The sequence below is a fragment of the Photobacterium arenosum genome, from assembly GCF_014841115.1.
In the GTDB taxonomy this organism is placed as follows: Bacteria; Pseudomonadota; Gammaproteobacteria; order Enterobacterales; family Vibrionaceae; genus Photobacterium; species Photobacterium arenosum.
Map to the genome: position 1 here is coordinate 225,101 of NZ_JACYTP010000004.1, position 24,115 is coordinate 249,215.

A 24,115-nucleotide genomic window follows, 5' to 3' on the forward strand; every position below is an offset into this window, starting at 1 on the left:
ATTCGCATTCGGGGGGATTTTCTGATCGGTCAGTCTTGTGAGCCCGATGCTGGATTGGCCTGTTCGGGTACCCGCCGCTGCGGTTTTTTGGTATAACACCTGCTCATTTTTCCCATCTGCCAATCGCCATTAAGTAGTCTAATGAAAATCGAAATCAAGCGTCGCCCTGAAGCGGATACCTCGGGTTTTTCCTCTGAGATCCACCCTCTGCTGAAGCGTATTTATGCCAGCCGGGGGTTGCGCTCTGACACAGATCTGGAGCGCGGCGCTAAGGGGCTGCACAGTTATGACCAACTTAATGGTATTGATGCAGCCGTTACTCTGCTGATTGATGCATTGCGTGAACACAAGCGCATAATTGTGGTGGGCGATTTCGATGCCGATGGTGCCACCAGCTCAGCGCTTTCTGTTCTGGCGCTGCGCCAGTTAGGTTGCCGCAATGTCGATTATCTGGTGCCGAACCGTTTTGATGATGGCTATGGCCTGAGCCCGGAAGTGGCCGAGCAGGCCGCAGCCCGTGGTGCGGAAATCATCATGACGGTGGATAACGGCGTCTCGTCGGTGGCTGGAGTGGCGGCGGCGAAAGAAAAAGGTATCCGGGTGCTGGTGACAGATCACCACTTACCGGGTGACGTCCTGCCAGCCGCAGATGCTATCGTCAATCCGAATCTGCACAGCTGTGACTTTCCGTCCAAGGCGCTGTGCGGGGTAGGGGTGGCTTTCTATCTGATGCTGGCACTGCGGGCGGCGCTGCGTCAGCAGAACTGGTTTATCGAGCAGGGTATCCCTGAACCCAATTTAGCCGGGTTATTAGATTTGGTGGCCCTGGGCACAGTGGCCGATGTGGTCGCACTGGATGGCAATAACCGGATTCTGGTGCATCAGGGCCTGCAGCGCATTCGCGCCGGGCAATGCCGGCCGGGGATTCAGGCGCTGCTCGAAGTGGCGAATCGCGATCCGTCCCGGCTGGTGGCCAGCGATCTGGGTTTCGCGCTGGGCCCGCGCATTAATGCGGCGGGTCGTCTGGATGACATGTCTTTTGGCGTTGAACTGCTGTTGTGCGAAGACATTCAGTCGGCGCGGCGAATGGCGGTCGAGCTGGACGGCCTTAATCAGACACGAAAAGAAATTGAACAGGGCATGAAAGAAGAGGCGCTGGCGATTTGCGAGCGTTTGAAATTCAGCCAAAAAGACATGCCCTACGGACTGGCGCTGTATCAGGCGGACTGGCACCAGGGAGTTATCGGCATTCTGGCATCGCGGATCAAAGAGTTGTACCACCGCCCTGTGATTGCCTTTGCGGCGGCGGGCGAGGGCGAAATTAAAGGGTCCTGCCGGTCGATACCCGGCCTGCATATGCGTGATGTGCTGGATCTGATCGATACCCGCAACCCGGGGATGATCCTCAAATTTGGCGGTCACGCCATGGCTGCGGGATTGACGCTCGCCGCTGATAAGTTTGAAGCATTCAGCAAAGCCTTCGATCAGGTTGTCCGGGATGAGCTGGATGAGTCTGCCCTGCGCGGCATCTTACTGACTGACGGTGAGCTGGCGGCGCAGGAGATGACGATGGACACGGCCGAGCTGATACGCGGTGCCGGTCCCTGGGGGCAGCAGTTCCCGGAACCGAGCTTTGATGGCCGTTTCCGCTTGCTGCAGCAGCGTCTGGTCGGCAGCAAGCACTTGAAAATGATGCTGGAACCTGTCGCTGGTGGCAGCATGATAGATGCCATTGCATTCAATATTGATGTCCGGCGCTGGCCGGATGCCTCGGTACAGCAGGTCAACCTGGTGTATCGTCTGGATATTAATGAGTTTCGGGGTAATCGTAGCGTTCAGCTGATGGTTGAGTACCTCGAGGCGGTATAATCTGTCTATCGGTGAAGCTGTCGCTTCACCGTTTTTCTTTTGTCCGAAAATCCATGCTGTCAATATTGCGAGTGATATTTTGGATAAGTTTTGTGATCCTCTGTTTATTCCTGCCGCAATTCGCTAGAATCCTCCGGTTATGTCCGTTTCGGCGAAAAGGCTAAGAAGAGTGGCAATGTTCGAAGTTAATCCTATTAAAAACCGTCTTGAGGATGTGTCTGCACGGACCGACATCCTTAGGGGGTACCTTTGACTACGATGCTAAAAAAGAGCGTCTTGAAGAAGTCAATGCAGAATTAGAGCAACCTGATGTCTGGAATGAGCCAGAGCGTGCTCAGGCATTAGGAAAAGAGCGCGCAGCGCTGGAAGCTGTGGTGGAAACCATCGACCAGCTGGATCAGGGCGTCGAAGACGTCGAAGGTCTGCTTGAGCTGGCGATCGAAGAAAGCGATCAGGAAACCTTTGACGAGATTGGTCCTGAACTGGACGAGCTGGTTAACAAGCTGGAACAGCTTGAATTCCGTCGTATGTTTGCCGGTGATCACGATAGCGCAGATTGCTATGTCGATCTGCAGGCCGGTTCTGGTGGCACAGAAGCCCAGGACTGGACATCTATGATGCTGCGTATGTACCTGCGCTGGGCTGAAGCCAAGGGCTTCAAAACAGAAGTGATTGAAGTCTCTGAAGGCGATGTGGCCGGACTGAAATCCGCCACGGTGAAAATCAGCGGTGAGTACGCTTATGGCTGGCTGCGCACTGAAACCGGCGTTCACCGTCTGGTGCGTAAGTCGCCGTTCGACTCAGGCGGCCGTCGTCATACGTCTTTTGCATCGGCTTTTGTGTATCCGGAAGTGGATGACAATATTGCTATCGATATTAATCCGTCTGATTTGCGGATTGATGTTTACCGTGCCTCAGGCGCGGGCGGTCAGCACGTAAACACCACGGAATCTGCGGTACGTATTACCCACGTACCTACCAACACTGTTGTGCAGTGTCAGAATGACCGATCTCAGCATAAGAACAAAGATCAGGCGATGAAACAGCTGAAAGCTAAGTTGTTTGAACTGGAAATGCATAAGCAGAACGCCGAAAAACAGGCGAATGAAGATGCGAAGTCTGATATTGGCTGGGGCAGTCAGATCCGCTCTTATGTGCTGGATGATTCCCGAATCAAAGATCTGCGTACCGGTGTCGAGAACCGCAATACCCAGGCGGTGCTGGACGGAGACCTGGACCGCTTCATTGAAGCTAGTCTGAAGTCCGGTCTTTAATGCCGGCCCCGAACTGTTGTTAAGGTTAACCATGACTGAACAAGTACAAGACGAAAACAAACTGATTGCAGAGCGCCGCGCGAAACTGGAACACATTCGTCAGGATTGCAAAGCAAACGGCCACCCGAATGATTTCCGCCGCGATAGCCTGGCTGCTGATCTGCAGGCCGCTTTTGGTGATAAAACCAAAGAAGAGCTGGAAGAAGCCAACAACATTGTTGCGATTGCCGGTCGTATTATGGCCAAGCGTGGCCCATTCCTGGCGATCCAGGATGTCTCCGGCCGTATTCAGGCTTATGCGTCCAAAGACGTACAGAAAGAGCTGAAAGAAAAATATTCAGGTCTGGACATTGGCGACATCATCGGTGTGAAAGGGGCTTTGCACAAGTCCGGCAAGGGTGATCTGTACGTCAACTTTGACGAGTACCAGCTGCTGACTAAAGCGCTGCGTCCATTGCCTGAAAAATTCCATGGTCTGACTGACCAGGAGCAGCGTTACCGCCAGCGTTATGTGGATCTGATCGTTAACGAAGATTCACGCAACACTATGCTGATGCGTTCCAAAGTGGTCAATGCGATTCGCCAGTTCATGACCACTAAAGGGTTCATGGAAGTGGAAACGCCTATGATGCACGTGATTCCTGGTGGCGCGACTGCGCGTCCGTTTATCACGCACCACAACGCGCTCGACATTGATATGTACCTGCGTGTTGCCCCTGAGCTGTACCTCAAGCGTCTGGTGGTCGGTGGTTTTGAGCGTGTATTCGAAATCAACCGTAACTTCCGTAACGAAGGTTTGTCGCCGCGCCATAACCCAGAATTCACTATGATGGAATTCTATATGGCGTATGCGGATTATCGTGATCTGATGGATCTGACCGAAGACATGCTGAGCTCTATTGCGCAGGATCTGTGCGGTTCCACTGGTCTGCCATATGGCGATGAAGTGATTGAATTTAAAGGTCCGTATCCGCGTCTGAGCATGCTGGACGCCATCAAGCAATATAACCCGAACCATGACACCATTCAGACCCTGACCTATGAGCAGGTGCAGGATCGTGATCTGATGGTGGGTATCGCGAAATCGCTGCACATTCAGGTTGAACCTTTCTGGACCTGCGGTCAGTTGCTGGAAGAAATCTTTGGTGAAACGGCCGAGCCTAAACTGCTGCAGCCAACATTCATCACTGAATATCCTGCTGATATTTCACCGCTGGCGCGCCGTAATGATGACAATCCGTTCATTACCGACCGATTTGAGTTCTTCATTGGTGGCCGTGAAGTGGCCAACGGCTTCTCGGAGCTGAACGATGCAGAAGATCAGGACCAGCGCTTCAAAGCCCAGGTTGATGCCAAAGATGCCGGTGATGATGAAGCTATGTTCTACGACGCTGATTACATTACAGCGCTGGAACATGGTCTGCCACCAACGGCGGGCCAGGGGATTGGTATCGACCGCCTGGTGATGCTGTTTACCAACAGTCATACCATTCGTGACGTGATCCTGTTCCCGGCAATGCGTCCGCAGAACTGATGTGTTGAGACAATGCATCCCTTTAAGCCACTTCTGCAGAAGTGGCTTTTTTATGCCTTCAAAGCGACCCAGGAGCGCGAAGTCGCGCAGCTGGCTGAAAGGTAAAACGTATTTCAGCGATGTTTAACATTTTTTGTTATCCGGTATAGATGATTTTATGAGTAAAGTGTCATAATTCAGGCTTTGTGGTGATGTGAACAACGTTAGGCTGATAAATGAAAAAAACGATCATTCCTGCTTTTGGCGCCATGGTGCTTTCCGGTTGTGCAGCAATGGCACTGACTCAACCGCCGACAGAGTTTGTCGGTTCGCTACCTGAAGAGTGGAAACAAGAATTCACTAAGTTTAATGATTTACCTCCAGAGGGAGATCGGGGCGAAGTGCGTCAGTACCACTTTGACAGTGAGCGTTCACTGTTAACTATTATTCGCCAGTTACGCAGCACACGGTGGAACTGGCAGCTGGATGCGTCAAAAGTGAAGCCCGCTCTGGTTGATGTTGCCTGTGATAATTTTGGTGATGCCATTGCTATGGGGCTGGGGGTACGCTTTTGGTACACAGGTGCTGGCGGCTTTGTCAGTGAACCCGTGACGAACGAAGCCTGTATAGCAAAAAAATCCTAATCTCCATTTTTTAAACCTTATCTTCTTGAAGCCCTTCTGGAAATATCACCTGTTTTAGTTATTACAGGTGATATTTTTGTTATCTGGCGATCCTGTCTCTTATACTTGTTGAATACTGTTTTGCATTTTTATGATCAGAACCACTGTAGCAGTCTGGCTCCGAATGGTGCTGCTATCGCTGAAATGGGTGAATGAATGGGAATGGATGCGCGCAAGGATATCTGGCACGGTGAACTGGTGTTGCTCGGGGGACACACTATCCCCTGGCTGAATGCGTTGAAGCAGGCCGGATGGATTTGTCATCACTGTCACGATCTGCGGGCAGCAGAAACCTTATTACTTGAAACCGGCCCTTGCCTGGGGGTGGTTGATCTGAGCCATGATGATTTCAGTCTGCAGGCGATTGCCAGTCTGGTCAACCGGCACAAGCAGGTACGATGGCTGGCCCTGGTCAGAGACGAGCAGCTCAGTATCGAATCTGTCTGCCAGTTTATCGTCAGTTTTTGTATCGATTATTTTACTTCGCCGATTCCTGAATCCCAGTTGCTGAAAACCTTAGGCCATCAGCGCGGTATGCTGACACTGGAACGCAAAGTCTGGCCAAAGCTCGGTCACTTCGGCCAGCAGGGGCTCCAGGGCAATACACCTGTCATGAAAAAGCTGCTGCAGCACGTGAAACGTCTGGCGGCGGCGGACATGCCGGTATTGATTCAGGGGGAGATAGGTACAGGCAAGGAAGTGGTTGCAGAGGCCATTTTTCAGGCTTCAACCCGCGCCAAAGGGCGTTTTGTTACCGTGAATTGCTCAAGTATCGGCCAGAGCTGGGCGGTGAAGGGCACCGAGTCTGAGTGCTGTTTTGAGGCGGCCAGAGACGGTGTGCTGTTTCTCAATGAAGTCACCTCATTACCTCAGGATCGCCAGCAAGAGCTGGTTCAGTGGCTGCAGGACGGGCGCTTTACCAAGGAAAACGGCTCTGAGGTCAGTGCTGAGCCCAGGCTGATCGCTGCGACACATTATCCGCTTGATACTTTAGTCAGCGAAGGGCGGCTGTGCAAAGCGCTTTTCTATCGGCTGAATGTGCTTAGCCTGACGGTACCGCCTCTGCGTGAGCGCGGAGACGATTTACTGATGCTGGCCGATGCATTGCTACTCAAGTATGCCCGCCAGTATAACTGCGGAGTGAAAGCATTTTCTGACAATGCCAGACAGGCCATAGTCACCTATAACTGGCCTGGCAATGTACAGGAGCTGATCGGGCGAATAAAACGGGCAGTGCTGCTGACAGAGCAGAAGAATATTGAGGCCGATCATCTTGAGCTGCCAAGGCAGGCCGATGATAAACAGAGTTTGAAAAAAATCCGGGAAGAATCAGAGCGCAGCGCCTTGTTAAGTGTACTGGAGAATAACCGGGGACAAATTTCAGCGGCGGCCCGTGAGCTTGGCGTATCCCGCGCCACTATGTACCGGCTGCTCAACAAACATGACCTGATCCCGCCACCGCGGGATCTGAGCCAGAATTCTTAACCACGTCAGGCCGTCTGTGTTTCAGGCAGTGGAAACACTTTGTCGTAGGTCAGGTTATAAACATATGCGTAAATCAGATAGAAGATCACCAGGCCAATATCCATCACCAGCGCCTGCCATAAACCGATCTCCAGCCACCAGGCCATGATAGGCAGCGTCAGCCACAACAGACAGAGCTCAAAGCCCAGCGCATGCACCATTCGGTGTTTGGTGCTTTTGTGCACATGGCCAGCATACTTCAGCATGGCTTTATCAAACCACAGGTTATAGACATAGTTCCAGACGGTGGCAATCACTGAGAACACAATGCCCAACAGACCAATTTTGGCCATGTCGAACCCAAATCCCTGACTCAGCACCAGGGTGATGAGCACCAGCGCAATCAGTTCAAAACCGACGGCATGACGAATTCTGTCCCAATGCGTACGCATACTCTTAACCTCTTAGTGAAAAACGTAACCGGGGGATATACTAAGTTAAATACAGATAGATAAAAGTTAGTTACTATCGTAATAACAGATAGGTTAAGGGTTTTAAATTGGACTTCTCTCTTGAACAGCTCAGGGCATTTGTCACCGCGGCGGAAACGGGGTCGTTTTCGGCCGCGGCCCGCAAGCTGGGTAAAGCGCAGTCGGTTATCAGCACAGCTATCGCTAATCTGGAGACGGATTTCAACCTGATACTGTTTGATCGCAGCGGTAAATGGCCGGTGCTGACACCTAATGGTGACGCCTTACTGGTTAAAGCCAGGCGGGTGCTGGCACAGTGCGGGGAGCTGCAAGTGGCTGCCGACAGTTTTCAGCAGGGGGTGGAGCCCAAGTTAACCCTGGTGGTGGAATCAATGGCGATGATCCCGGCACTGGCAGACACGTTGCAGCAGTTTGAATCCAGCTTTCCGTTCGTGGAGGTAGAAATTCTGACTGTAGGCATGGGCGATGTGGTGAAACTGCTCAATGAAGGCCGGGCACAGCTGGCGCTTATGGTGCAGTTGTCTTTCCTGCATTCTGATATCTCTGTCCATGGCCTGGGACAGATTGATGTCTGGTGTGTGGCGGCCAGTAATCATCCACTGGCAGCACTGCAACAGGTGGATTGGCCGGATCTCAGACAATACCGGCAAATATTACTGACAGGCCGCTATGGTCAGGACAGCGAAGAATGGCGGGTTTCTGATGCTATCTGGCGAACCGAGCACATTCTGTCTGCGCTGGAACTGGTTCAGCGAGGGATCGGCTGGACAGTATTACCCGCTGACATGGTCAGAGACAGAGTGCGGGCCGGGCAGGTCGTCAGACTGGAACCTGCCTTTGAGGCACAGGCATGGAAGCAACCGATAGATCTGGCATGGAGCAGCCGGCATGCTTTGGGTCCGGCGGGCAAAGCGCTGCTGACTATGATGAAAACCATGAAACTGTCCTGACAGAAACTGGACGGCTGAATGGTATCTGTACTGCAAAAGAGGAATGCGCTGACATTTTAAGCTAAACAAAGAAATCTATCTGGCTTGGCCTGTAGTCTTGTGCATTCGGTGGAGTATTTCCCTTTTTATCCTGTAATCCAAAATAACTTCTTGTTTTTGATGTACTATCAGGCAAAAATAACACCCATATCACATCATTCTATCTTATAACCAGGAGGAACACACAATGAGCACATTCAATACTAAATGTCTGCGTCCTGCTGGTGTTAAGGATCACACTTCCCATCAGCACTGAGATCATCGATCTTAGTTACTTTTTACAGTAATACACTCTGTAAATGGGCCGCGGATACGTCTGTCGCGGCTAGTATGTTGTCAGCCTGAAAACGGTCGTATTTGCGTCCCTCCATTTTATCAACCTGGAGAGCACACTTATGCGCCAATCAGTCTATTTACGTTTTGCTGTTTTACTTATCCGTCTTGATTTACACCGTGAAGAAGAAGCATGGCGTCGCGAGCACCGACGTATGCAGGTTCATCTGCCACATTTATCGCCACATATTCTCAAAGATATGGGCATCGACAAAGACCTGCGTGTGGATTCAGCCCTGGTCAGTCTGCGAGTCAGCCGTAAAACACGTCATCTGAGGCGAGCGTTGAGGTGGCGAAGTCTGACGTAATCTCTGGCCTTACTCTGCGGAGTAAGGTCTGAAGAACACTGATAGCCCCCATTTAGATGGGGGCTTTTTTTCAGTTTGGAAAAATAGGGTTAAGGGCAAGGATTCGAATAGGTGATGCCAACTTGTTCTAAGTCTGCCAGGACGTCTGCACTGAGTTCCACCGACAGGCTGTCGATGTTGGCCTCAAGCTGAGACAGGCTGGTTGCACCAATCAGGGTTGAGGCATTAAACGGCTGCTGGTTAACAAAGGCCAGGGCCATTTGCGCCGGATCCAGACCGTGTTTTCTTGCCACTTTGACATAGGCTTCCGTGGCAGCCACACCTTGCGGCGTGAAATAACGGACAAAGCGGTCAAACAGCGAACAGCGGGCACCGTCGGGTTTTTTGCCATTGAGGTACTTACCGCTTAGGGTGCCGAAGGCCATCGGAGAATAAGCCAGTAATTTTACCCCTTCATAATGGCTGATTTCAGCCAGACCTACTTCAAAGCTGCGGTTGAGCAGGTTATAGGGGTTCTGAATGGTCACCACCCGTGGCAGGTCATGCTTCTCAGCCAGGCGCAGGAAAGACATCACACCCCATGGGGTCTCGTTAGACAAGCCGATGTAGCGAATTTTGCCTGCCCGCACCAGTTCAGCCAGTGCCTCAAGTGAGTCTGTCAGCGTGACACCGGTATTGGCGTCGGGATAAGGGTAATTGAGCTTGCCAAAGCAATTGGTTTCTCGCTGGGGCCAGTGCAACTGATACAGATCGATATAGTCTGTTTGCAATCTTTCCAGGCTGTTTTCAACGGCTTCGTGAATATTTCGCCAGTCGAGTGCCATATTGTCGCGGATGTGGGGGACATTACGGGGGCCGGCGACTTTGGTCGCCAGAATCACTTGGTCGCGTTTACCTGATTTCTTCAGCCAGCTGCCGATATAGGCTTCGGTCAGCCCCTGAGTGTCAGCTTTCGGCGGTACCGGATACATTTCAGCGGTATCAATCAGGTTGATACCGCGCTCCAGAGCAAAATCAAGTTGGCTGTGTGCCTCGGCTTCAGTATTTTGCTCACCAAAAGTCATGGTGCCCAGGCCAATCTGGCTGACTTCAAGGTTTGAATGGGGGATCTTATGGTATTTCATTTGCCCTCCTTGGACCGCAAATTCTCCCTGACTATAACCTAGGAAAGGGTTACTGAGAAGCCGCAGTAAAATGAAGCAGTTATCTCATAGGCTGCACAGTCAAACCTTGCTGATACGCGAATGTTCGCACATAGTTAAAACAGTTCCCTTGAAAAGGAGTGATCATGAAACTGTCCCAATTCAGGCACTGGGTAAAGTCACCCGGAGAAGAGGTCCCTAAGTGCGTACTGACCAGTTATGCGGGTCGGGCTGATTATCTTATGGAAGTTGAATATAAACATCATCTTGAGCCATTAAAGGATGACGATGACAACATGCTGCATTTTCAGACTATGGAGCAGGTGAGGGATTTTCTGCGGCCACTTGGGATCAAGTCGATCACATTAAGGACGATTGATCCTCATGATGAATTCTCACTGGATGGTAAACCTGAGTGTTGCCAGGATGACATGACGATCAATGTATAGCCCGCTCTGTTATCAGAGCATAAAGTGGCGTTTGAGCAGTTCGGCGGTGAACTGGGTTTTGAGGTAAAAACCCCGGGGCAAGGTTTTGATCGGGTGGCCGTCTGCGCCGTAAGCATCGGTCTGTACTCTGCTGTTGGCGGCTTTGGGTCTCAGCTGCAGGACTTCACCATGGCGGGCTGTAATCTGCTCCACTTTTCCCAGTACGATCAGTTCCATCAGCTCTTCCCAGTCCTGGCGTAATCTGGCTTCTTCGTCGGCAGATGGACTCCACAACAGAGGAGAGCCGACATGGCGTTCAGTCAGCGGGATTTCACGCTCACCTTCTACGGGGATCCACAGGACCCGGGCGAGTTTGTGCCGGATATGGCTGTTTTCCCAGTTCACGCCCTGCAAGCCAATCAGAGGGGCAACGCAGACAAAGGTGGTTTCCAGTGGTTTGCCCAGATGGCTGATGGGAATAGTTTTGAGTTCAATGCCCAAATTGGCGAAATCAGGGACGGGCTGGCTGCCTGCCGTTGCCCCCAGATGCCATTCCAGCAACTGGCCCACCCAGCCTTTATCCCGGCGTAGATCCGGTGGGGCGATTTGTCCTGCCAGCTCAGCCAGCTCACCCAGAGTAAAGCCGGCCAGCGCCTGTGCCCGGCTGAAGAGTTCTGATTCTGAGTTAGGAGCGGGTTGTCTGGAGATCGTCATTAGGATGAGTAACTTTTCAAAAACGTGGCCATGCATTTTAACACATTTGATGCTTTGTGCTGCTGAATGACTGTCGGCTTGATCAGACTGTTTGCGTAGGATCCTGGGATTAAGATATCCACAGGTACTTTTTTGAACAATGTGTCTACTGTGTAAGCTGGACGTATTCACAGGGTTTTGTGCAGTATTTAAACGCCTCTGCGATGATTATTTGACCATTAATCATCAAGGGGTGTGGATAAAGCCGAGGGTGGTTGATCTTTAACCAGTGGCAATGATCCTCTGGAAAGTCATTTAATCTGTAGCTGTATTTTAAACTTAACCTCTATGTAAGAGGTTGATTTTTAGTTATTTGTTGTTTTTTATGCACTAGTGCCGCAGTTGTTTGGATTCTGATTTATTGTTGATTAAATGGACAATAGGAGAGCTTCTACACACAACTATCCACAGAAAGCGTGAATAAATGTGGGAGAGGTCTCATTTCTTTGTTTATAACCTCTGAATTCCTCTTAAGTTATCCATAAAGTGAGTGCTAGGTAGGAAAAAACAGTGATTGATGACAATGAATGTTTACCCTGAGGCTAATTCTGTGAAAAAATCACTGTTAATTGATATTTTTACTTGAGGTCGTCCAGTGATTGATGGCGATGGATATCGCCCTAATGTGGGGATAGTTATCTGTAACAGCCATGGCCAGGTATTTTGGGCTCGACGATATGGACAACACTCTTGGCAGTTTCCACAAGGCGGTATTGATGAAGGGGAAACCCCGGAACAGGCCATGTACCGTGAACTGTATGAGGAAGTGGGTCTGACCAAAAAAGACGTCAGGATTCTGGCATCCAGCCGCCATTGGCTGCGATACAAGTTGCCTAAACGTCTGGTAAGGTGGGATTCCAAACCAGTTTGTATCGGACAAAAGCAAAAGTGGTTTTTGCTGAGTCTGGAATGCGATGAGTCTAAGGTGAACATGCAGCGTGGCAGTACACCGGAGTTCGATGGCTGGCGTTGGGTCAGCTACTGGTATCCGGTTCGTCAGGTTGTGTCCTTTAAACGGGACGTTTATCGCCGGGCGCTGAAAGAGTTCGCGGCGATGGCGATGCCTTTCAAGGAGCGCAAGGAACGCAAGTTAAAACGTAAACACAAGCGGAGTTAACCTAGGGAAAGTAACGCTTATGCTGACCCAGCTAAGAGAAATTGTAGAGAAAGTGGCCAGTGCTCCGACATTACTCGAGGCGCTGGATCTGCTGGTCGTCAGTATTTGCCAGGCAATGAAGACTGAGTGCTGCTCAGTCTACATTGTTCACGAACACCGCAAGCAATATATGCTCATGGCTACCCAGGGGCTGACCAAGCCTTCTTATCAGGTCGGGCTTGGGTTTGATGAAGGCCTGGTCGGTCTGGTTGGCCGTCAGGCTGAGCCTGTCAATGTGGCCGATGCGCGCCAGCACCCTAACTTCAAACATATCCCAGGGACCAACGAAGAAACCTTCCGCTCCTTTTTCGGCACACCCATTATCCATCAGCGTAAAGTCCTCGGTGTATTGGTTATCCAGCAACGCGATATGCGTGAGTTCACTGAAAGTGAAGAGTCATTCATGGTGACACTGGCCGCACAGCTGGCGGTAATTCTGGCGCATGCCAAAGCGCAGGGTATGTGGCCAGGCCAGCGTGACGGACTGCATTTAACCGGTTCGGCCGCATCGACCGGGGTTGCCATCGCCAAAGCCTGGTGGGATGACAACCAGCCTCGGTTGGAAGCTGTGTCACCGGCCTCCTGTCTGGACAGAGAGTTTGAACAGGAACGCCTGAGCATTGCCATTGAGATGGCGAGTAATGAATTTCGCCGGTTGCGAAAACGCTTTGACAGCGAGTTGCACAAAGACACCCTGGCGATTTTTGATCTTTTCAGCCACTTGCTCAATGATCCCATGCTGCGTAAGGATCTGTTTTCCAAAGTGGCGGGCGGCGATCAGGCCGAATGGGCCGTCAGGCAGACAGTGGAGGCCTACTCTGTCCGCTTTGCCAATATGAAGGATGATTATCTGCGTGAACGGGCGCACGATATTCGCGAACTTGGCCAGCGCCTGCTGTTTTTCCTCCATAACGAAGAGGGTGTCGAGCACCAGTGGGATGCCCCGATCGTATTGCTGACCCGAGAGCTGACAGCCGCTATGCTGGCCAGTATTCCGCGCGATAAACTGGCCGCTGTGGTGGCTCAGGAAGGTGCCGCCAACTCCCACGCGGCGATCCTTTCCCGGGCACTGGGCATTCCTGCCATCATGGGGGTCGATTTTGTACCGGAGAAAGTCCACAACGCCCTGGTGGTGGTCGACGGTTATCGCGGCGATCTGCTCATTGAACCCAACCGGCAGATTCTGGCCGAATACAAGCGGTTACTGAAAGAAGAAAATGAGCTGACGGCTCTGGTAGAACAAGATCTGGATAAAGCGACGGAAACGAAAGATCAAGAAAGGATCTATCTGCATCTGAATGCCGGATTAAGTGCTGACACCAATATTGCAGTCAATAAAGGGGTCGATGGTGTCGGTCTGTACCGGACTGAAGTGCCATTTCTGCTGCAGCGCAGTTTTCCGTCGGAAGAAGAACAGGCTGCTCAGTACCGCTCAATACTGGCCTCTTACCCGGGTAAATCTGTGGTAATGCGCACCTTAGACATAGGCGGCGATAAACCTTTGCCGTACCTCACTATTGAAGAAGATAACCCTTTTCTTGGCTGGCGTGGTATTCGTTTTACTCTGGATCATCCTGAAATTTTCCTCATTCAGGTCAGGGCTATGCTCAAGGCCAGTATTGGCCTTGATAACATGGACATCCTCTTGCCCATGATTTCAGGCATTCCTGAACTGGATGAATCAAAGGCATTGATTGATCGTGCTTTCAATGAAGTGGCTTTATATGCTGCCAGCAAAGGGCAAGTGCTTAAGCGGCCAAGATTGGGCATCATGATCGAAGTCCCTTCGATTTTGTACCAATTGCCGGCTCTGAAAGGGCGGGTCGACTTTATTTCGGTAGGCAGCAACGACTTAACGCAATATTTATTGGCTGTCGACAGGAACAATTCCCGTGTTGCCAGTGTCTATGATACTTTCCATCCGGCAGTTATTCAGGCACTGAAGCATATTCAGGATTCCAGCCATGCGTTATCAATACCGGTGAGCGTGTGTGGCGAACTGGCCGGTGATCCACTCGGCGCAATACTCTTGGTTGGCATGGGATACCGCTCTTTAAGTATGAATACCCGCAACGTTGCCAAAATTAAATATGTCCTTCGGCATGCAACTTTGGCTGATATGAAGCAACTTTCTGATAAGGCGTTACAGGCGACTTTCGGCCATGATGTCAGGCAAATGGCAACAGAGTTTGTCGAACAACGTGGTATGGGTGGCTTCATCCGGGCAGGTAAGTGATGCCGGATATGTTATGGCTGCTCCTGATGTGTCTGGGGCTGGGGGCTGTGGTCGGTCTGCTGGCAGGTTTGCTGGGTATTGGCGGGGGATTATTAATTGTCCCCGCTTTAGTCTGGATGCTACCCCAAACTGGTATTGAACCTGGATTAGTAATGCATATTGCTTTGGCAACCTCGCTGGCCTGTATTGTGCTGACGTCCGGCTCTTCGGCGCGCAGCCATTTGCGGCTGGGGAATGTGGATGTCTCTTTGGTCAGGTTGCTCGCTCCGGGTATGGTGCTGGGGGGCATTGCCGGGAGTGCTGTGGCCGAGTGGGTGCCTGCGGATTGGCTGCCCCGGATATTTGCTGGTATTGTGCTTTTACTGGCGCTGCAAATGCTGCTCTCCTTGAAAGTCACAGGGCGTCATCCTATTCCGGGTCGGGTTGCAATCGCTGGCAGTGGCAGTGTGATTGGTCTGGTGGCCAGTTTAGCGGGGATAGGTGGTGGTTCGCTGATCGTACCTTATCTGAGCTGGTATGGCGTAGAAATGCGCCGTTCTATCGGGACAGCTGCTTTTTGCGGGTCCATTATTGCTATAGCGGGCATGGCCGGATTTATTGTGGCGGGCAGCGGTGATGACAGTTTGCCGCCATACAGTCTGGGCTATGTGTATCTGCCGGCGCTGATCGGTGTGGCTTGCACCTCTGTCCTGACTACTCGATATGGCGCGCGTATGGTCAGTCACTTACCGACTCCGACACTAAAAAAAATCTTTGCCATCTTTTTGTTATTTGTGGGTGGTAAAATGTTGTTTTAACTCGGGTCAGTCACGGGGACTGGCATGAGACTTTTCATTGTGGGTACATGCTGTACCGCCGTGAACTTCTTTATTGATTAACCACGAGTATGTTGAATGAGCCAAGGTTATCTGACATTTCCAAACTTTGACCCAATCCTGTTTCAAATCGGCCCGCTGGCGATCCGCTGGTACGGATTGATGTACCTGCTGGGTTTTGTATTCGCGCTCTGGCTGGCAAACCGTCGTGCAGATAAGCCAGGCAGTGGCTGGACACGAGATCAAGTCAGCGACCTGCTGTTTGTTGGTTTCCTGGGTGTCGTGATCGGCGGCCGTGTGGGCTATGTCCTGTTTTATAACTTCGAAGTGTTCCTGGCCGATCCGCTTTACTTATTTAAAGTCTGGACCGGAGGCATGTCGTTCCATGGTGGTTTGTTAGGCGTCATGACCGCTATGGTCTGGTATGCCCACCGCAATAGCCGGCGTTTCTTCGACGTGGCAGATTTTGTGGCGCCGTTAGTACCGTTTGGCCTGGGCGCTGGCAGGCTCGGAAACTTCATCAATGGTGAGCTCTGGGGCCGGGTAACAGATGCGCCTTGGGGCATGGTTTTCCCGACAGGCGGACCGCTGCCTCGCCATCCTTCTCAGTTATATGAGTTTTTCCTGGAAGGCCTGGTATTGCTGATCATCCTGAATGTCTTTATCCGTAAACCGCGTCCGGCGGGTGCCGTATCCGGGCTATTCCTGCTGGGTTACGGCTCGTTCAGATTCCTGGTTGAATACTGCCGTGAACCCGATGCTCAGCTTGGCCTGTTTGCCGGCTGGATCAGTATGGGGCAGATTCTGTCTCTGCCTATGGTGATAGGCGGTGCACTGCTGATGGTATGGGCCTATAAGCGGGCCGGTAATCACCGTACTGCTTAACAGTCGTATCAGGCAGCCCGTTGGCTGCCTGATTTGTGATTATGGTATGCTTGCAGACAGATTTTCTCCCGCTATTTTGGGTTAACAGAGACATGAAACAGTATTTAGATTTATGCCAGCGGATTATCAGTGAAGGTGAGTGGGTTGCCAATGAACGTACAGGCAAGCGTTGCCTGACGTTGATTAACGCTGATCTGACTTATGATGTTGCCAACAATCAGTTTCCGCTGATCACCACGCGTAAAAGTTACTGGAAAGCGGCGATTGCAGAACTGCTCGGCTATCTGCGAGGCTATGACAGTGCCGCACAGTTTCGTGCGATCGGTTGTAACACTTGGAATGCCAACGCGAATAACAATCAGGCATGGCTGAGTAATCCACACCGCAAAGGTACCGACGACATGGGCCGTGTGTACGGTGTGCAGGGCAGAAGCTGGCGCAAGCCCGATGGCAGCACCCTGGATCAACTGCGGAAAATTGTTGATGATTTGAGCCGTGGCCTCGATGATCGCGGTGAGATACTGACGTTTTATAACCCGGGTGAATTTGAAATGGGCTGCCTGCGTCCGTGTATGCACACTCATACATTTTCGCTGTTGGGTGACAGCCTGTATCTGACCAGCTACCAGCGTTCTTGTGATGTGCCGCTCGGGCTCAATTTTAATCAGATTCAGGTGTATACCCTGCTGGCTCTGATGGCGCAAATCACAGGCCATAAAGCCGGCAAGGCCTACCATAAGATTGTCAATGCGCATATCTATGAAGATCAATTGGCGTTGATGCGAGATGTTCAGCTTAAGCGAGATCCGTATCCATCGCCCCGGTTGGTGATTAACCCAGAGATTAAATCACTGGAAGATCTGGAAACCTGGGTCACTATGGATGATTTTAAAGTAGAAGATTATCAGCACCATGAGCCGATACAGTATCCGTTTTCAGTCTGATAAAAGATAAAACCAGAGCCTCACGAATGTGGGGCTTTTTTATGCCTGAAAGGGCGTTAAAGCTGCTAACGGCCAGCCTGAGTATTCACTCTTGTTGTTGGTGCGATAGGATAGGTGGTTATCATCAGATGAAAAAAATCCCTGCTCGCAGCGAGCAGGGATTTTTTAGTATTCACAAGGCTACTTATGCAGTTAAGGCCAGAATGCTGCCAGGGATAATGATAAAGACCAGTCCCAGATAGGCCGCCACGGTTGATTTGCTTTTCACTGCCAGCTCGCCCAGGTAGATAGCCCCCTTCAGCGGCAGTTCACGCAGGAACGGCAAGCCAAAGATCAGCAGGGTTGCCAGCACATTAAAGCACAGGTGCACCAGCGCAATTTGCAGGGCAAACACGGCATGGTCGCCAGAAATGGCTGTTGCAGCCAGCAGTGCGGTAATACAGGTGCCTATGTTGGCTCCCAGCGTAAATGGATACACATCGCGTACTTTCAGCACTCCGGTACCGACCAGAGGCACCATCAAACTGGTCGTTGTAGAGGACGACTGCACGAGTATGGTTACAATGGAACCTGACACGATACCGTGTACCGGGCCACGGCCAATCGCACTTTTCAGGATGTCACGGGCACGGCCAACCATCAGGCTGCGCATCAGTTTACCCATGACAGTAATTGCCAGGAAGATGAGCGCGATACCAAGCGCAATCATAATGACACCGCCCATGGTGCCCAATGATTCCAGTGGCGCTTTTACGGCGTTCACTGCCGGTTTTGTCAGGGGCTTAATGAAGTCCAGTCCCTTCATACTCATGTCACCGGTCGACATCAGGGGTGAAACCAGCCAGGCCGAAATTTTTTGCAGCAGGCCAAACATCATTTCCAGTGGCAGGAAGATCAGGACGGCCAGCAGATTGAAGAAATCATGTACCGTAGCAGCAGAAAATGCGCGGCGGAATTCATCTTTACAGCGGGCATGGCCCAGACTGACCAGTGTATTGGTCATAGTCGTACCAATATTGGCACCCATCACCATAGGAATCGCGGTTTCAACGGGCAGACCACCAGCAACAAGGCCCACTATGATAGAGGTAACTGTACTGGAAGATTGGATGAGAGAAGTGGCTACCAGACCGATCATCAGGCCTGCAACAGGGTGTGAGGCAAATTCAAACAGGGTTTTGGCTTGCTCTCCTACCGACCACTTAAAACCGCCGCTCACCAGTGAGACTGCGACCAGCAGCAGATAAAGCATGAAAACCAGGTTTGCCCAACGAACCCATCGCATGGAGCTTTGTATTGGCTCAGCTGTGGTGGCTTGGGTAGTCATATTCTGTTCTCCGTGACATTGTGATGTCATTTTGGTGTCATTTTTTTGAATGTTGCCGCGATAGTAGAGAACGAATATTTCAGAAATATGACACAGCGAAGCCTTTCTGTCATACCAGAGGATTTTGTGGTCAGGAGCAAAGAATGGGATCAGGATCTATCTTTTAATCTATGGGCTTAAGGCTGTGATTTTTTTGATAAAACGTTTATTAGTATTGAAGAGAAGGATGTCGAAAAAAAACAGATAAAAAATTTGCCGGGTGGGTTTTCAGTGTCATAGTGGTGGCAGCTTACTCTGGAAAGTGTGCTGACACTGACCTGGGATGATAGTTAAATACTGCGGGTATTACGGTGTATTACTGTCAATGGTTCGGTTTTACCGAGTTGTTGGCTCTAAACAAACGATTTCACAGAGATGTCAGTAGGCGTCTACACTGTTTCAACCGCACATCAATAAAAAGTGTGATTTTACAGTGAGTAGTAAGGAGCTGCGGTCAATGACCGATGTAATTCTGAAATTCTTTAAATTAGAGTCTGCCGGCGGCATCTTGCTGATTGTTGCGGCGGCTCTGGCCATGATTATTGCCAACTCGCCTTTGCAGTCAGTGTATGAGGGCGCATTACATACTTATATTGCAGGCCTGTCGGTTGAGCATTGGATTAACGATGGTTTGATGGCGATTTTCTTCCTGGTGATTGGCCTGGAAGTGAAGCGTGAACTGATCGAAGGTGCACTGAATACTAAAGAGAAAGCGATTTTTCCGGCCATCGCCGCATTGGGTGGCATGGTCGCACCAGCTTTAGTGTATGTGCTTTTTAACTATGCCGATCCTGTGGCGATTGGTGGCTGGGCAATCCCAGCTGCGACAGATATCGCATTTGCGTTGGGTATTATGGCCCTCTTGGGTAATCGGGTACCGGTTAGCCTGAAAGTCTTTTTGCTGGCATTAGCAATTATTGATGACCTGGGTGTCATTGTTATCATCGCCTTGTTCTACAGCAGTGATTTGTCTGCCATTGCGCTGGCTGTGGCATTTGCAGCTACCGCCGTGCTCTTTATTATGCATGCCCGTAATGTTACTAACCTGGTCTGGTATATTCTGGTCGGGCTGGTGCTCTGGTTCAGCGTACTGCAGTCGGGCGTGCATGCCACGCTGGCGGGTGTCGTGCTGGGCTTTGCTATCCCACTTCAGGGGCAGAATAAGCAGGGCAAAGAAATCTCGCCGCTCAAGACACTGGAGCATGGATTACATCCGTATGTCGCGTATCTGATATTGCCGCTGTTCGCCTTTGCGAATGCAGGAATTTCGCTGGCAGGCGTATCGGCAGAAGGTCTGACCGCGATGCTGCCACTGGGGATTGCGCTGGGCCTGTTTGTTGGTAAGCCGCTGGGTATTTTTATCGCGAGCTATCTGGCAGTGAGAATGGGGATAGCGCGTTTACCTGAAGGTACAGGCTTTAGTCAGATATTTGCGGTGTCAGTGCTGTGCGGTATCGGTTTTACTATGTCGATATTTATTTCGATGCTGGCATTCAGCGGTGCTGATCTCGAGCTGATTACTTATTCCAAGCTGGGTATTCTGATCGGTTCGACCACCGCAGCTGTTGTCGGCTATATACTGCTGCACCGTTCGCTTCCGGCCGCCAAGGCCGTTAAGGACAGTCAGACATCATCGTGATCCGGGACAGGGAGGTGTTTATGAAAGCATTAATTGTACTGGTATTGGGCCTGAGTTCGGCCGGTGCCTCAGCGGCGGCGGCTGACTACAGTCACTGCCAGCAGCAGCTTGATAATGAGCTGTGTAAAGCCTATCTTACCGGCTTTGCGCAGGGGGTGAATCAGAATCAGGAACGGCAGGACGATACGCCTACCGGTTTTCTGGCCCGGGCGCTGGAGCAACGTGCGGGTGAGCGTTCCCGCCATTTGGTGTCAGCGGAAACAGTGACAGAGATACAGGCGCAATAATCTTTTTCCCGTCCCAAGACTCAGTGTCTTTTCGGATAAAAAACACATAGGATAACCCCAGGCTGACAAGGCCTGGGGTTTTTTATTTGTTGAGTATCGAGGCCTACGACAGTGTCGCACCTGAATTACAATCACCTGTATTATTTCTGGATGGTCTGCAAGCAAGGGTCAGTGACCAAAGCGGCCGATGCATTATTTCTTGCTCCGCAGACAGTGACGGGCCAGATAAGAGCGCTTGAGGAAAGGCTGAACGGAAAGCTGACAAAAAGGGTTGGCCGCAACATTGAGCCCACAGAGCTGGGACAGCTGGTCTTTAAGTACGCCGACAAAATGTTTGATCTCAGTTATGAATTACTGGATATCGTGAATTATACCCAGCGCGAGAATCAGTTGCTGGAAGTCGGGGTCGCGGATGCGCTGTCAAAACGCCTGGTCAGTAAAATTTTGATGGCGGGTATCCCGGAAGATGAGCGCATACATTTGCGCTGCTACGAGTCGACGCATGAAATGCTGCTGGAGCAATTGTCTCAGCATAAGCTGGATATGATTTTGTCTGATTGCCCGGTGGACTCCACACAGAGCCCTGGGTTGTTCAGTAAAAAACTGGGCGAGTCAGGGATGAGCTTTTTCTGTTCGGATGCAGATAAGTCACTCAGTTTTCCTGCCTGCCTTGAAGAGTACAAGCTGCTGGTACCGGGACGCCGTACGGCTATGGGACGTAAACTGCATCATTGGTTTGATCAGCAGGGGATCACGCCCAACATATTGGGTGAGTTTGATGATGCGGCGTTAATGAAAGCGTTCGGCGCGTTTCGAAAATCTATGTTTGTGGCACCTTCGATTTATGCCGAAGAGATCGAACAGTCGCATACCGTACGCGAAGTGAAGCGAGTAAGAGCGATTCGGGAGGAATATTACGTTATTTTTGCAGAACGTATGATCATGCACCCTGCGGTGAAGAAAATTTGCGAAGCCGACTTCAGAAAATTGTTCAAATGACCGCCTTTTTCAGTGATAGAAGTCAATAGATAAATCACTGAAGTTCAAGCGGTGGAAAGATGGAAACCATAAAGTTACATCACAGTGCTCCTCAGGCAGTGTCTTTGCTTAAGGCTATGGCTAATGAGCGGCGGCTGCTGATTTTATGCTACTTGCTGGAAGGAGAGTTGTCGGTTGGAACGATGAGTGACCGTCTGGAATTAAGCCAGTCGGCCTTGTCACAGCACCTTGCCTGGCTAAGGCGCGATGGCCTGGTGGCGACACGTAAAGAGTCGCAGACTGTGTTCTACAGGCTGAGAAGCCAGGAAGTGAAGTCGATGATTCAGCTGTTGCAGCAAATGTACTGCTAGGCACTTATTACCAGCCTGGTACGAGACGTTAAAGTAAATAGCGGATATAAAAAAACCGGCCATAGCCGGTTTTTTTATTGCTGTAGCATCAATGCACTGAAATTACAGAGCGTTGATTTTTGCAGACAGGCGCGCTTTATGACGAGCAGCCTTGTTTTTGTGAACCAGGCCTTTAGTAGCCATACGGTCCATAACAGGTTGCATGTCAGCGAAGGCCTTAACGGCGGCTTCTTTATCGCCTGCTTCAATAGCAGCAACAACTTTTTTGAAGAAAGTGCGCATCATAGAACGACGGCTAGCGTTGTGCTGACGACGTTTTTCAGAAGTGATTGCACGTTTCTTAGCAGATTTGATATTTGCCAAGGGTGTAACTCCCAAATTCTTGGTATGGTGACAATTTAAGGCCGAGGAATATGCCTCTAAAACCGAACAATGTCAAATGATTTGTGCAAATAACAGCCGCGCCATTGAAATTGGCACTTGTGCATTAACACGGTTAATATGGCGGCAGATTCTACCAGCATTTGGCTCTGCAAGTCACCTTTCTGGGCCATCTTTTATGAGGTTTTTTTGTGAGTAAGCGTCTTTTGCGCTCCGGGCTGATTGTCAGCAGTATGACTTTAGTATCTCGCGTCATGGGTTTAGTGCGAGATGTAGTGGTAGCAAACCTGATGGGAGCCGGTGCGGCTGCCGATGTTTTTTTCTTCGCCAATAAGATCCCAAACTTTCTTCGCCGCCTGTTTGCGGAAGGGGCTTTCTCTCAGGCTTTCGTTCCCGTGCTGACCGAAGCTCATGCGGCGGGTGATAAAGATAAGACCCGTGAGCTTATCGCCCGGGTGTCCGGTACGCTGGGGGGCATAGTTACCTTGGTCACCCTTTTGGGCGTATTGGGTTCCGGGGTGATTACAGCCCTGTTTGGAGCAGGTTGGTTTATTGACTGGCTCAATGACGGGCCGGCAGCGCCGAAGTTTGAGCTGGCAAGCTTGTTGCTGAAAATCACTTTTCCTTACCTGTGGTTTATCACTCTGGTCGCTTTGTCGGGGGCCGTCCTCAATACCTTGGGGAAATTTGCCGTTTCTTCGTTTACCCCGGTATTTCTCAATATCTCCATCATTTTGTGTGCCTGGTGGGTATCACCGAATCTGGAACAGCCTGAAATCGGCCTGGCTCTGGGCGTTTTTCTGGGCGGTTTAGTACAGTTTCTGTTTCAGTTACCCTTTCTTTACCGGGAAGGGGTGCTGGTACGTCCACGCTGGGGATGGCGCGATCCCGGCGTGGTGAAAATCCGCACTCTGATGATCCCGGCCTTGTTCGGTGTGTCAGTGAGCCAGATTAACCTGTTGTTTGATACCTTCATCGCCAGCTTTCTGATGACGGGCTCTATCAGTTGGCTGTATTACTCAGACCGGCTGCTTGAATTTCCTTTGGGTCTGTTTGGGATTGCCATTGCGACCGTGATCCTGCCGGCCTTGTCGCGCAAGCATGTGGATCAGAACCGGGAGCATTTTGCCCACACAATGGACTGGGGGGTCAGAATGGTACTTCTGCTCGGTTTGCCTGCTATGCTGGGGCTAATGGTGCTGGCTAAGCCTATGCTGATGGTGCTTTTCATGCGGGGGGAATTTACCCCCAATGATGTCGAGCAGGCGGGCATGTCGCTGCTGGCTTATGCATCTGGCTTGCTGAACTTTATGCTAATCAAGGTGCTAGCGCCTGGTTACTATGCAAGACAAGACACCCGTACCCCGGTGCGCTATGGTGTTATTGCTATGGTCACCAACATGGTATTCAATGCTATTTTTGCCTATTTCCTAGGTTATGTTGGTCTGGCGCTGGCAACAGCCTTATCAGCACTGGTCAACGCCGCACTTTTGTACCGCGGCCTGCACCGCGCCGGGGTGTACCGTATTTCACGTACTACGTTTGGATTTGTGGTCCGTCTGGTTATTGCCGGTGTGGCTATGGTGGGCGTGCTGTTATGGTTGTCGCCAGATATGGCGCACTGGCTGTCATTGGGTCTGGTTCAGCGTGTGTACTGGCTGACTGGCCTGATAGGGATTGGTGCCGTGACTTACCTGTTATCACTGACAGTGACAGGCGTCCGTTTGCACCACCTGCGTAGCGAAAGCTAAGGTGCGCGATACGGATCATGGCTGGCACGGAATTGCGGCAAAAAAGTACATCTTACGGC

At 51.0% G+C, this 24,115-nt stretch carries 23 protein-coding genes; 18 read left to right on the plus strand and 5 right to left on the minus strand.

What is annotated here, in order from left to right; genetic code table 11:
- The first annotated feature begins 141 nt into the window (after positions 1 to 141).
- The 5 genes from recJ (at position 142) to IFO68_RS08780 (ending at position 6,824) form a co-directional block, all read left to right on the plus strand.
- The gene (recJ, locus tag IFO68_RS08760) at positions 142 to 1,869 is read left to right on the plus strand and encodes a single-stranded-DNA-specific exonuclease RecJ (RefSeq protein ID WP_192015549.1); all 1,728 of its coding nucleotides are present in this window, start codon (positions 142 to 144) and stop codon (positions 1,867 to 1,869) included.
- A gap of 175 nt (positions 1,870 to 2,044) precedes the next feature.
- Positions 2,045 to 3,143, plus strand: a protein-coding gene (gene prfB / locus IFO68_RS08765; protein WP_192015550.1) for a peptide chain release factor 2 whose coding sequence is annotated in 2 segments (ribosomal slippage) — positions 2,045 to 2,119 and positions 2,121 to 3,143 — 1,098 coding nt in all. Because the reading frame shifts where the segments join, the coding sequence is not laid out codon by codon here.
- Positions 3,144 to 3,174: 31 nt separating this feature from the next.
- A complete protein-coding gene (lysS, locus tag IFO68_RS08770; RefSeq protein WP_192015551.1) occupies positions 3,175 to 4,677 on the plus strand; it encodes a lysine--tRNA ligase in 1,503 nt (500 codons plus the stop codon).
- 215 nt (positions 4,678 to 4,892) lie between these two features.
- Positions 4,893 to 5,300, plus strand: coding sequence for a hypothetical protein (locus tag IFO68_RS08775; RefSeq protein ID WP_192015552.1), 408 nt, complete (start codon positions 4,893 to 4,895; stop codon positions 5,298 to 5,300).
- 195 nt (positions 5,301 to 5,495) lie between these two features.
- Entirely contained in the window at positions 5,496 to 6,824 is a 1,329-nt protein-coding gene (locus tag IFO68_RS08780; protein WP_375713940.1) for a sigma-54-dependent transcriptional regulator, read from the plus strand.
- Positions 6,825 to 6,829: 5 nt separating this feature from the next.
- Here IFO68_RS08780 and IFO68_RS08785 read toward each other — a convergent pair whose 3' ends face one another.
- Positions 6,830 to 7,255, minus strand: a complete 426-nt coding sequence (locus IFO68_RS08785; RefSeq protein WP_192015554.1) for a PACE efflux transporter — start codon at positions 7,253 to 7,255, stop codon at positions 6,830 to 6,832.
- Between the two features lie 107 nt (positions 7,256 to 7,362).
- On the opposite strand from IFO68_RS08785, the gene IFO68_RS08790 reads away from it, so the two are divergent.
- Both IFO68_RS08790 and IFO68_RS08795 read left to right on the plus strand, forming a co-directional pair.
- Positions 7,363 to 8,244, plus strand: a complete 882-nt coding sequence (locus tag IFO68_RS08790; RefSeq protein ID WP_192015555.1) for a LysR family transcriptional regulator — start codon at positions 7,363 to 7,365, stop codon at positions 8,242 to 8,244.
- A gap of 434 nt (positions 8,245 to 8,678) precedes the next feature.
- Complete coding sequence (locus IFO68_RS08795; protein ID WP_192015556.1) at positions 8,679 to 8,924, plus strand: hypothetical protein; 246 nt, start codon at positions 8,679 to 8,681, stop codon at positions 8,922 to 8,924.
- A gap of 89 nt (positions 8,925 to 9,013) precedes the next feature.
- Here the strand turns inward: IFO68_RS08795 and IFO68_RS08800 are convergent, their stop codons facing one another.
- Positions 9,014 to 10,048, minus strand: a complete 1,035-nt coding sequence (locus IFO68_RS08800; protein ID WP_192015557.1) for an NADP(H)-dependent aldo-keto reductase — start codon at positions 10,046 to 10,048, stop codon at positions 9,014 to 9,016.
- A 164-nt stretch (positions 10,049 to 10,212) separates the two neighbouring features.
- Here IFO68_RS08800 and IFO68_RS08805 point away from each other — a divergent pair, with 164 nt between their 5' ends.
- Entirely contained in the window at positions 10,213 to 10,515 is a 303-nt protein-coding gene (locus tag IFO68_RS08805; RefSeq protein WP_192015558.1) for a DUF6482 family protein, read from the plus strand.
- A gap of 12 nt (positions 10,516 to 10,527) precedes the next feature.
- On the opposite strand, the gene mutH is transcribed toward IFO68_RS08805, so the two are convergent.
- A complete protein-coding gene (mutH, locus tag IFO68_RS08810) occupies positions 10,528 to 11,208 on the minus strand; it encodes a DNA mismatch repair endonuclease MutH (protein WP_192015559.1) in 681 nt (226 codons plus the stop codon).
- 634 nt (positions 11,209 to 11,842) lie between these two features.
- On the opposite strand from mutH, the gene rppH reads away from it, so the two are divergent.
- From rppH to IFO68_RS08835, 5 genes are all read left to right on the plus strand, one after another.
- Positions 11,843 to 12,364 (plus strand): RNA pyrophosphohydrolase, encoded by a 522-nt coding sequence (rppH, locus tag IFO68_RS08815; RefSeq protein WP_192015560.1) that lies wholly within the window; start codon positions 11,843 to 11,845, stop codon positions 12,362 to 12,364.
- 19 nt (positions 12,365 to 12,383) lie between these two features.
- A complete protein-coding gene (gene ptsP / locus IFO68_RS08820) occupies positions 12,384 to 14,639 on the plus strand; it encodes a phosphoenolpyruvate--protein phosphotransferase (protein ID WP_192015561.1) in 2,256 nt (751 codons plus the stop codon).
- Positions 14,640 to 14,647: 8 nt separating this feature from the next.
- A complete protein-coding gene (locus IFO68_RS08825) occupies positions 14,648 to 15,436 on the plus strand; it encodes a sulfite exporter TauE/SafE family protein (RefSeq protein ID WP_370630663.1) in 789 nt (262 codons plus the stop codon).
- A 96-nt stretch (positions 15,437 to 15,532) separates the two neighbouring features.
- Positions 15,533 to 16,339, plus strand: a complete 807-nt coding sequence (lgt, locus tag IFO68_RS08830; RefSeq protein WP_192015563.1) for a prolipoprotein diacylglyceryl transferase — start codon at positions 15,533 to 15,535, stop codon at positions 16,337 to 16,339.
- A 92-nt stretch (positions 16,340 to 16,431) separates the two neighbouring features.
- A complete protein-coding gene (locus tag IFO68_RS08835; RefSeq protein WP_192015564.1) occupies positions 16,432 to 17,283 on the plus strand; it encodes a thymidylate synthase in 852 nt (283 codons plus the stop codon).
- A gap of 184 nt (positions 17,284 to 17,467) precedes the next feature.
- Here the strand turns inward: IFO68_RS08835 and IFO68_RS08840 are convergent, their stop codons facing one another.
- The gene (locus IFO68_RS08840) at positions 17,468 to 18,610 is read right to left on the minus strand and encodes a Na/Pi symporter (RefSeq protein ID WP_192015565.1); all 1,143 of its coding nucleotides are present in this window, start codon (positions 18,608 to 18,610) and stop codon (positions 17,468 to 17,470) included.
- A 496-nt stretch (positions 18,611 to 19,106) separates the two neighbouring features.
- Between IFO68_RS08840 and nhaA the strand changes: the two genes are divergently transcribed.
- From nhaA to IFO68_RS08860, 4 genes are all read left to right on the plus strand, one after another.
- Positions 19,107 to 20,288: a Na+/H+ antiporter NhaA gene (gene nhaA / locus IFO68_RS08845; RefSeq protein ID WP_192015566.1), complete on the plus strand. Its 1,182-nt coding sequence runs from the start codon at positions 19,107 to 19,109 to the stop codon at positions 20,286 to 20,288.
- A gap of 20 nt (positions 20,289 to 20,308) precedes the next feature.
- Positions 20,309 to 20,575, plus strand: coding sequence for a hypothetical protein (locus IFO68_RS08850; protein ID WP_192015567.1), 267 nt, complete (start codon positions 20,309 to 20,311; stop codon positions 20,573 to 20,575).
- A 111-nt stretch (positions 20,576 to 20,686) separates the two neighbouring features.
- Positions 20,687 to 21,574 carry a transcriptional activator NhaR gene (nhaR, locus tag IFO68_RS08855; RefSeq protein ID WP_192015568.1) on the plus strand — a complete coding sequence of 296 codons (888 nt, stop codon included), beginning with the start codon at positions 20,687 to 20,689 and terminating at the stop codon, positions 21,572 to 21,574.
- 59 nt (positions 21,575 to 21,633) lie between these two features.
- On the plus strand, positions 21,634 to 21,924 hold the full coding sequence (locus tag IFO68_RS08860; RefSeq protein ID WP_192015569.1) for an ArsR/SmtB family transcription factor: 291 nt from the start codon (positions 21,634 to 21,636) through the stop codon (positions 21,922 to 21,924).
- 102 nt (positions 21,925 to 22,026) lie between these two features.
- Here the strand turns inward: IFO68_RS08860 and rpsT are convergent, their stop codons facing one another.
- Entirely contained in the window at positions 22,027 to 22,287 is a 261-nt protein-coding gene (gene rpsT, locus IFO68_RS08865; RefSeq protein ID WP_027253088.1) for a 30S ribosomal protein S20, read from the minus strand.
- A gap of 209 nt (positions 22,288 to 22,496) precedes the next feature.
- Between rpsT and murJ the strand changes: the two genes are divergently transcribed.
- The gene (gene murJ, locus IFO68_RS08870; RefSeq protein WP_192015570.1) at positions 22,497 to 24,056 is read left to right on the plus strand and encodes a murein biosynthesis integral membrane protein MurJ; all 1,560 of its coding nucleotides are present in this window, start codon (positions 22,497 to 22,499) and stop codon (positions 24,054 to 24,056) included.
- Positions 24,057 to 24,115 lie beyond the last annotated feature (59 nt).

Excerpts from the sequence above, each read along its gene's own strand:
- recJ (WP_192015549.1), top strand. The coding sequence starts at position 142 with ATGAAAATCGAAATCAAGCGTCGCCCTGAAGCGGATACCTCGGGTTTT.
- lysS (WP_192015551.1), top strand. The coding sequence starts at position 3,175 with ATGACTGAACAAGTACAAGACGAAAACAAACTGATTGCAGAGCGCCGC.
- IFO68_RS08775 (WP_192015552.1), top strand. The coding sequence starts at position 4,893 with ATGAAAAAAACGATCATTCCTGCTTTTGGCGCCATGGTGCTTTCCGGT.
- IFO68_RS08780 (WP_375713940.1), top strand. The coding sequence starts at position 5,496 with ATGGGAATGGATGCGCGCAAGGATATCTGGCACGGTGAACTGGTGTTG.
- IFO68_RS08785 (WP_192015554.1), bottom strand. The coding sequence starts at position 7,255 with ATGCGTACGCATTGGGACAGAATTCGTCATGCCGTCGGTTTTGAACTG.
- IFO68_RS08795 (WP_192015556.1), top strand. The coding sequence starts at position 8,679 with ATGCGCCAATCAGTCTATTTACGTTTTGCTGTTTTACTTATCCGTCTT.
- IFO68_RS08800 (WP_192015557.1), bottom strand. The coding sequence starts at position 10,048 with ATGAAATACCATAAGATCCCCCATTCAAACCTTGAAGTCAGCCAGATT.
- IFO68_RS08805 (WP_192015558.1), top strand. The coding sequence starts at position 10,213 with ATGAAACTGTCCCAATTCAGGCACTGGGTAAAGTCACCCGGAGAAGAG.
- mutH (WP_192015559.1), bottom strand. The coding sequence starts at position 11,208 with ATGACGATCTCCAGACAACCCGCTCCTAACTCAGAATCAGAACTCTTC.
- ptsP (WP_192015561.1), top strand. The coding sequence starts at position 12,384 with ATGCTGACCCAGCTAAGAGAAATTGTAGAGAAAGTGGCCAGTGCTCCG.
- IFO68_RS08825 (WP_370630663.1), top strand. The coding sequence starts at position 14,648 with ATGTTATGGCTGCTCCTGATGTGTCTGGGGCTGGGGGCTGTGGTCGGT.
- lgt (WP_192015563.1), top strand. The coding sequence starts at position 15,533 with ATGAGCCAAGGTTATCTGACATTTCCAAACTTTGACCCAATCCTGTTT.
- IFO68_RS08835 (WP_192015564.1), top strand. The coding sequence starts at position 16,432 with ATGAAACAGTATTTAGATTTATGCCAGCGGATTATCAGTGAAGGTGAG.
- IFO68_RS08840 (WP_192015565.1), bottom strand. The coding sequence starts at position 18,610 with ATGACTACCCAAGCCACCACAGCTGAGCCAATACAAAGCTCCATGCGA.
- nhaA (WP_192015566.1), top strand. The coding sequence starts at position 19,107 with ATGACCGATGTAATTCTGAAATTCTTTAAATTAGAGTCTGCCGGCGGC.
- IFO68_RS08850 (WP_192015567.1), top strand. The coding sequence starts at position 20,309 with ATGAAAGCATTAATTGTACTGGTATTGGGCCTGAGTTCGGCCGGTGCC.
- IFO68_RS08860 (WP_192015569.1), top strand. The coding sequence starts at position 21,634 with ATGGAAACCATAAAGTTACATCACAGTGCTCCTCAGGCAGTGTCTTTG.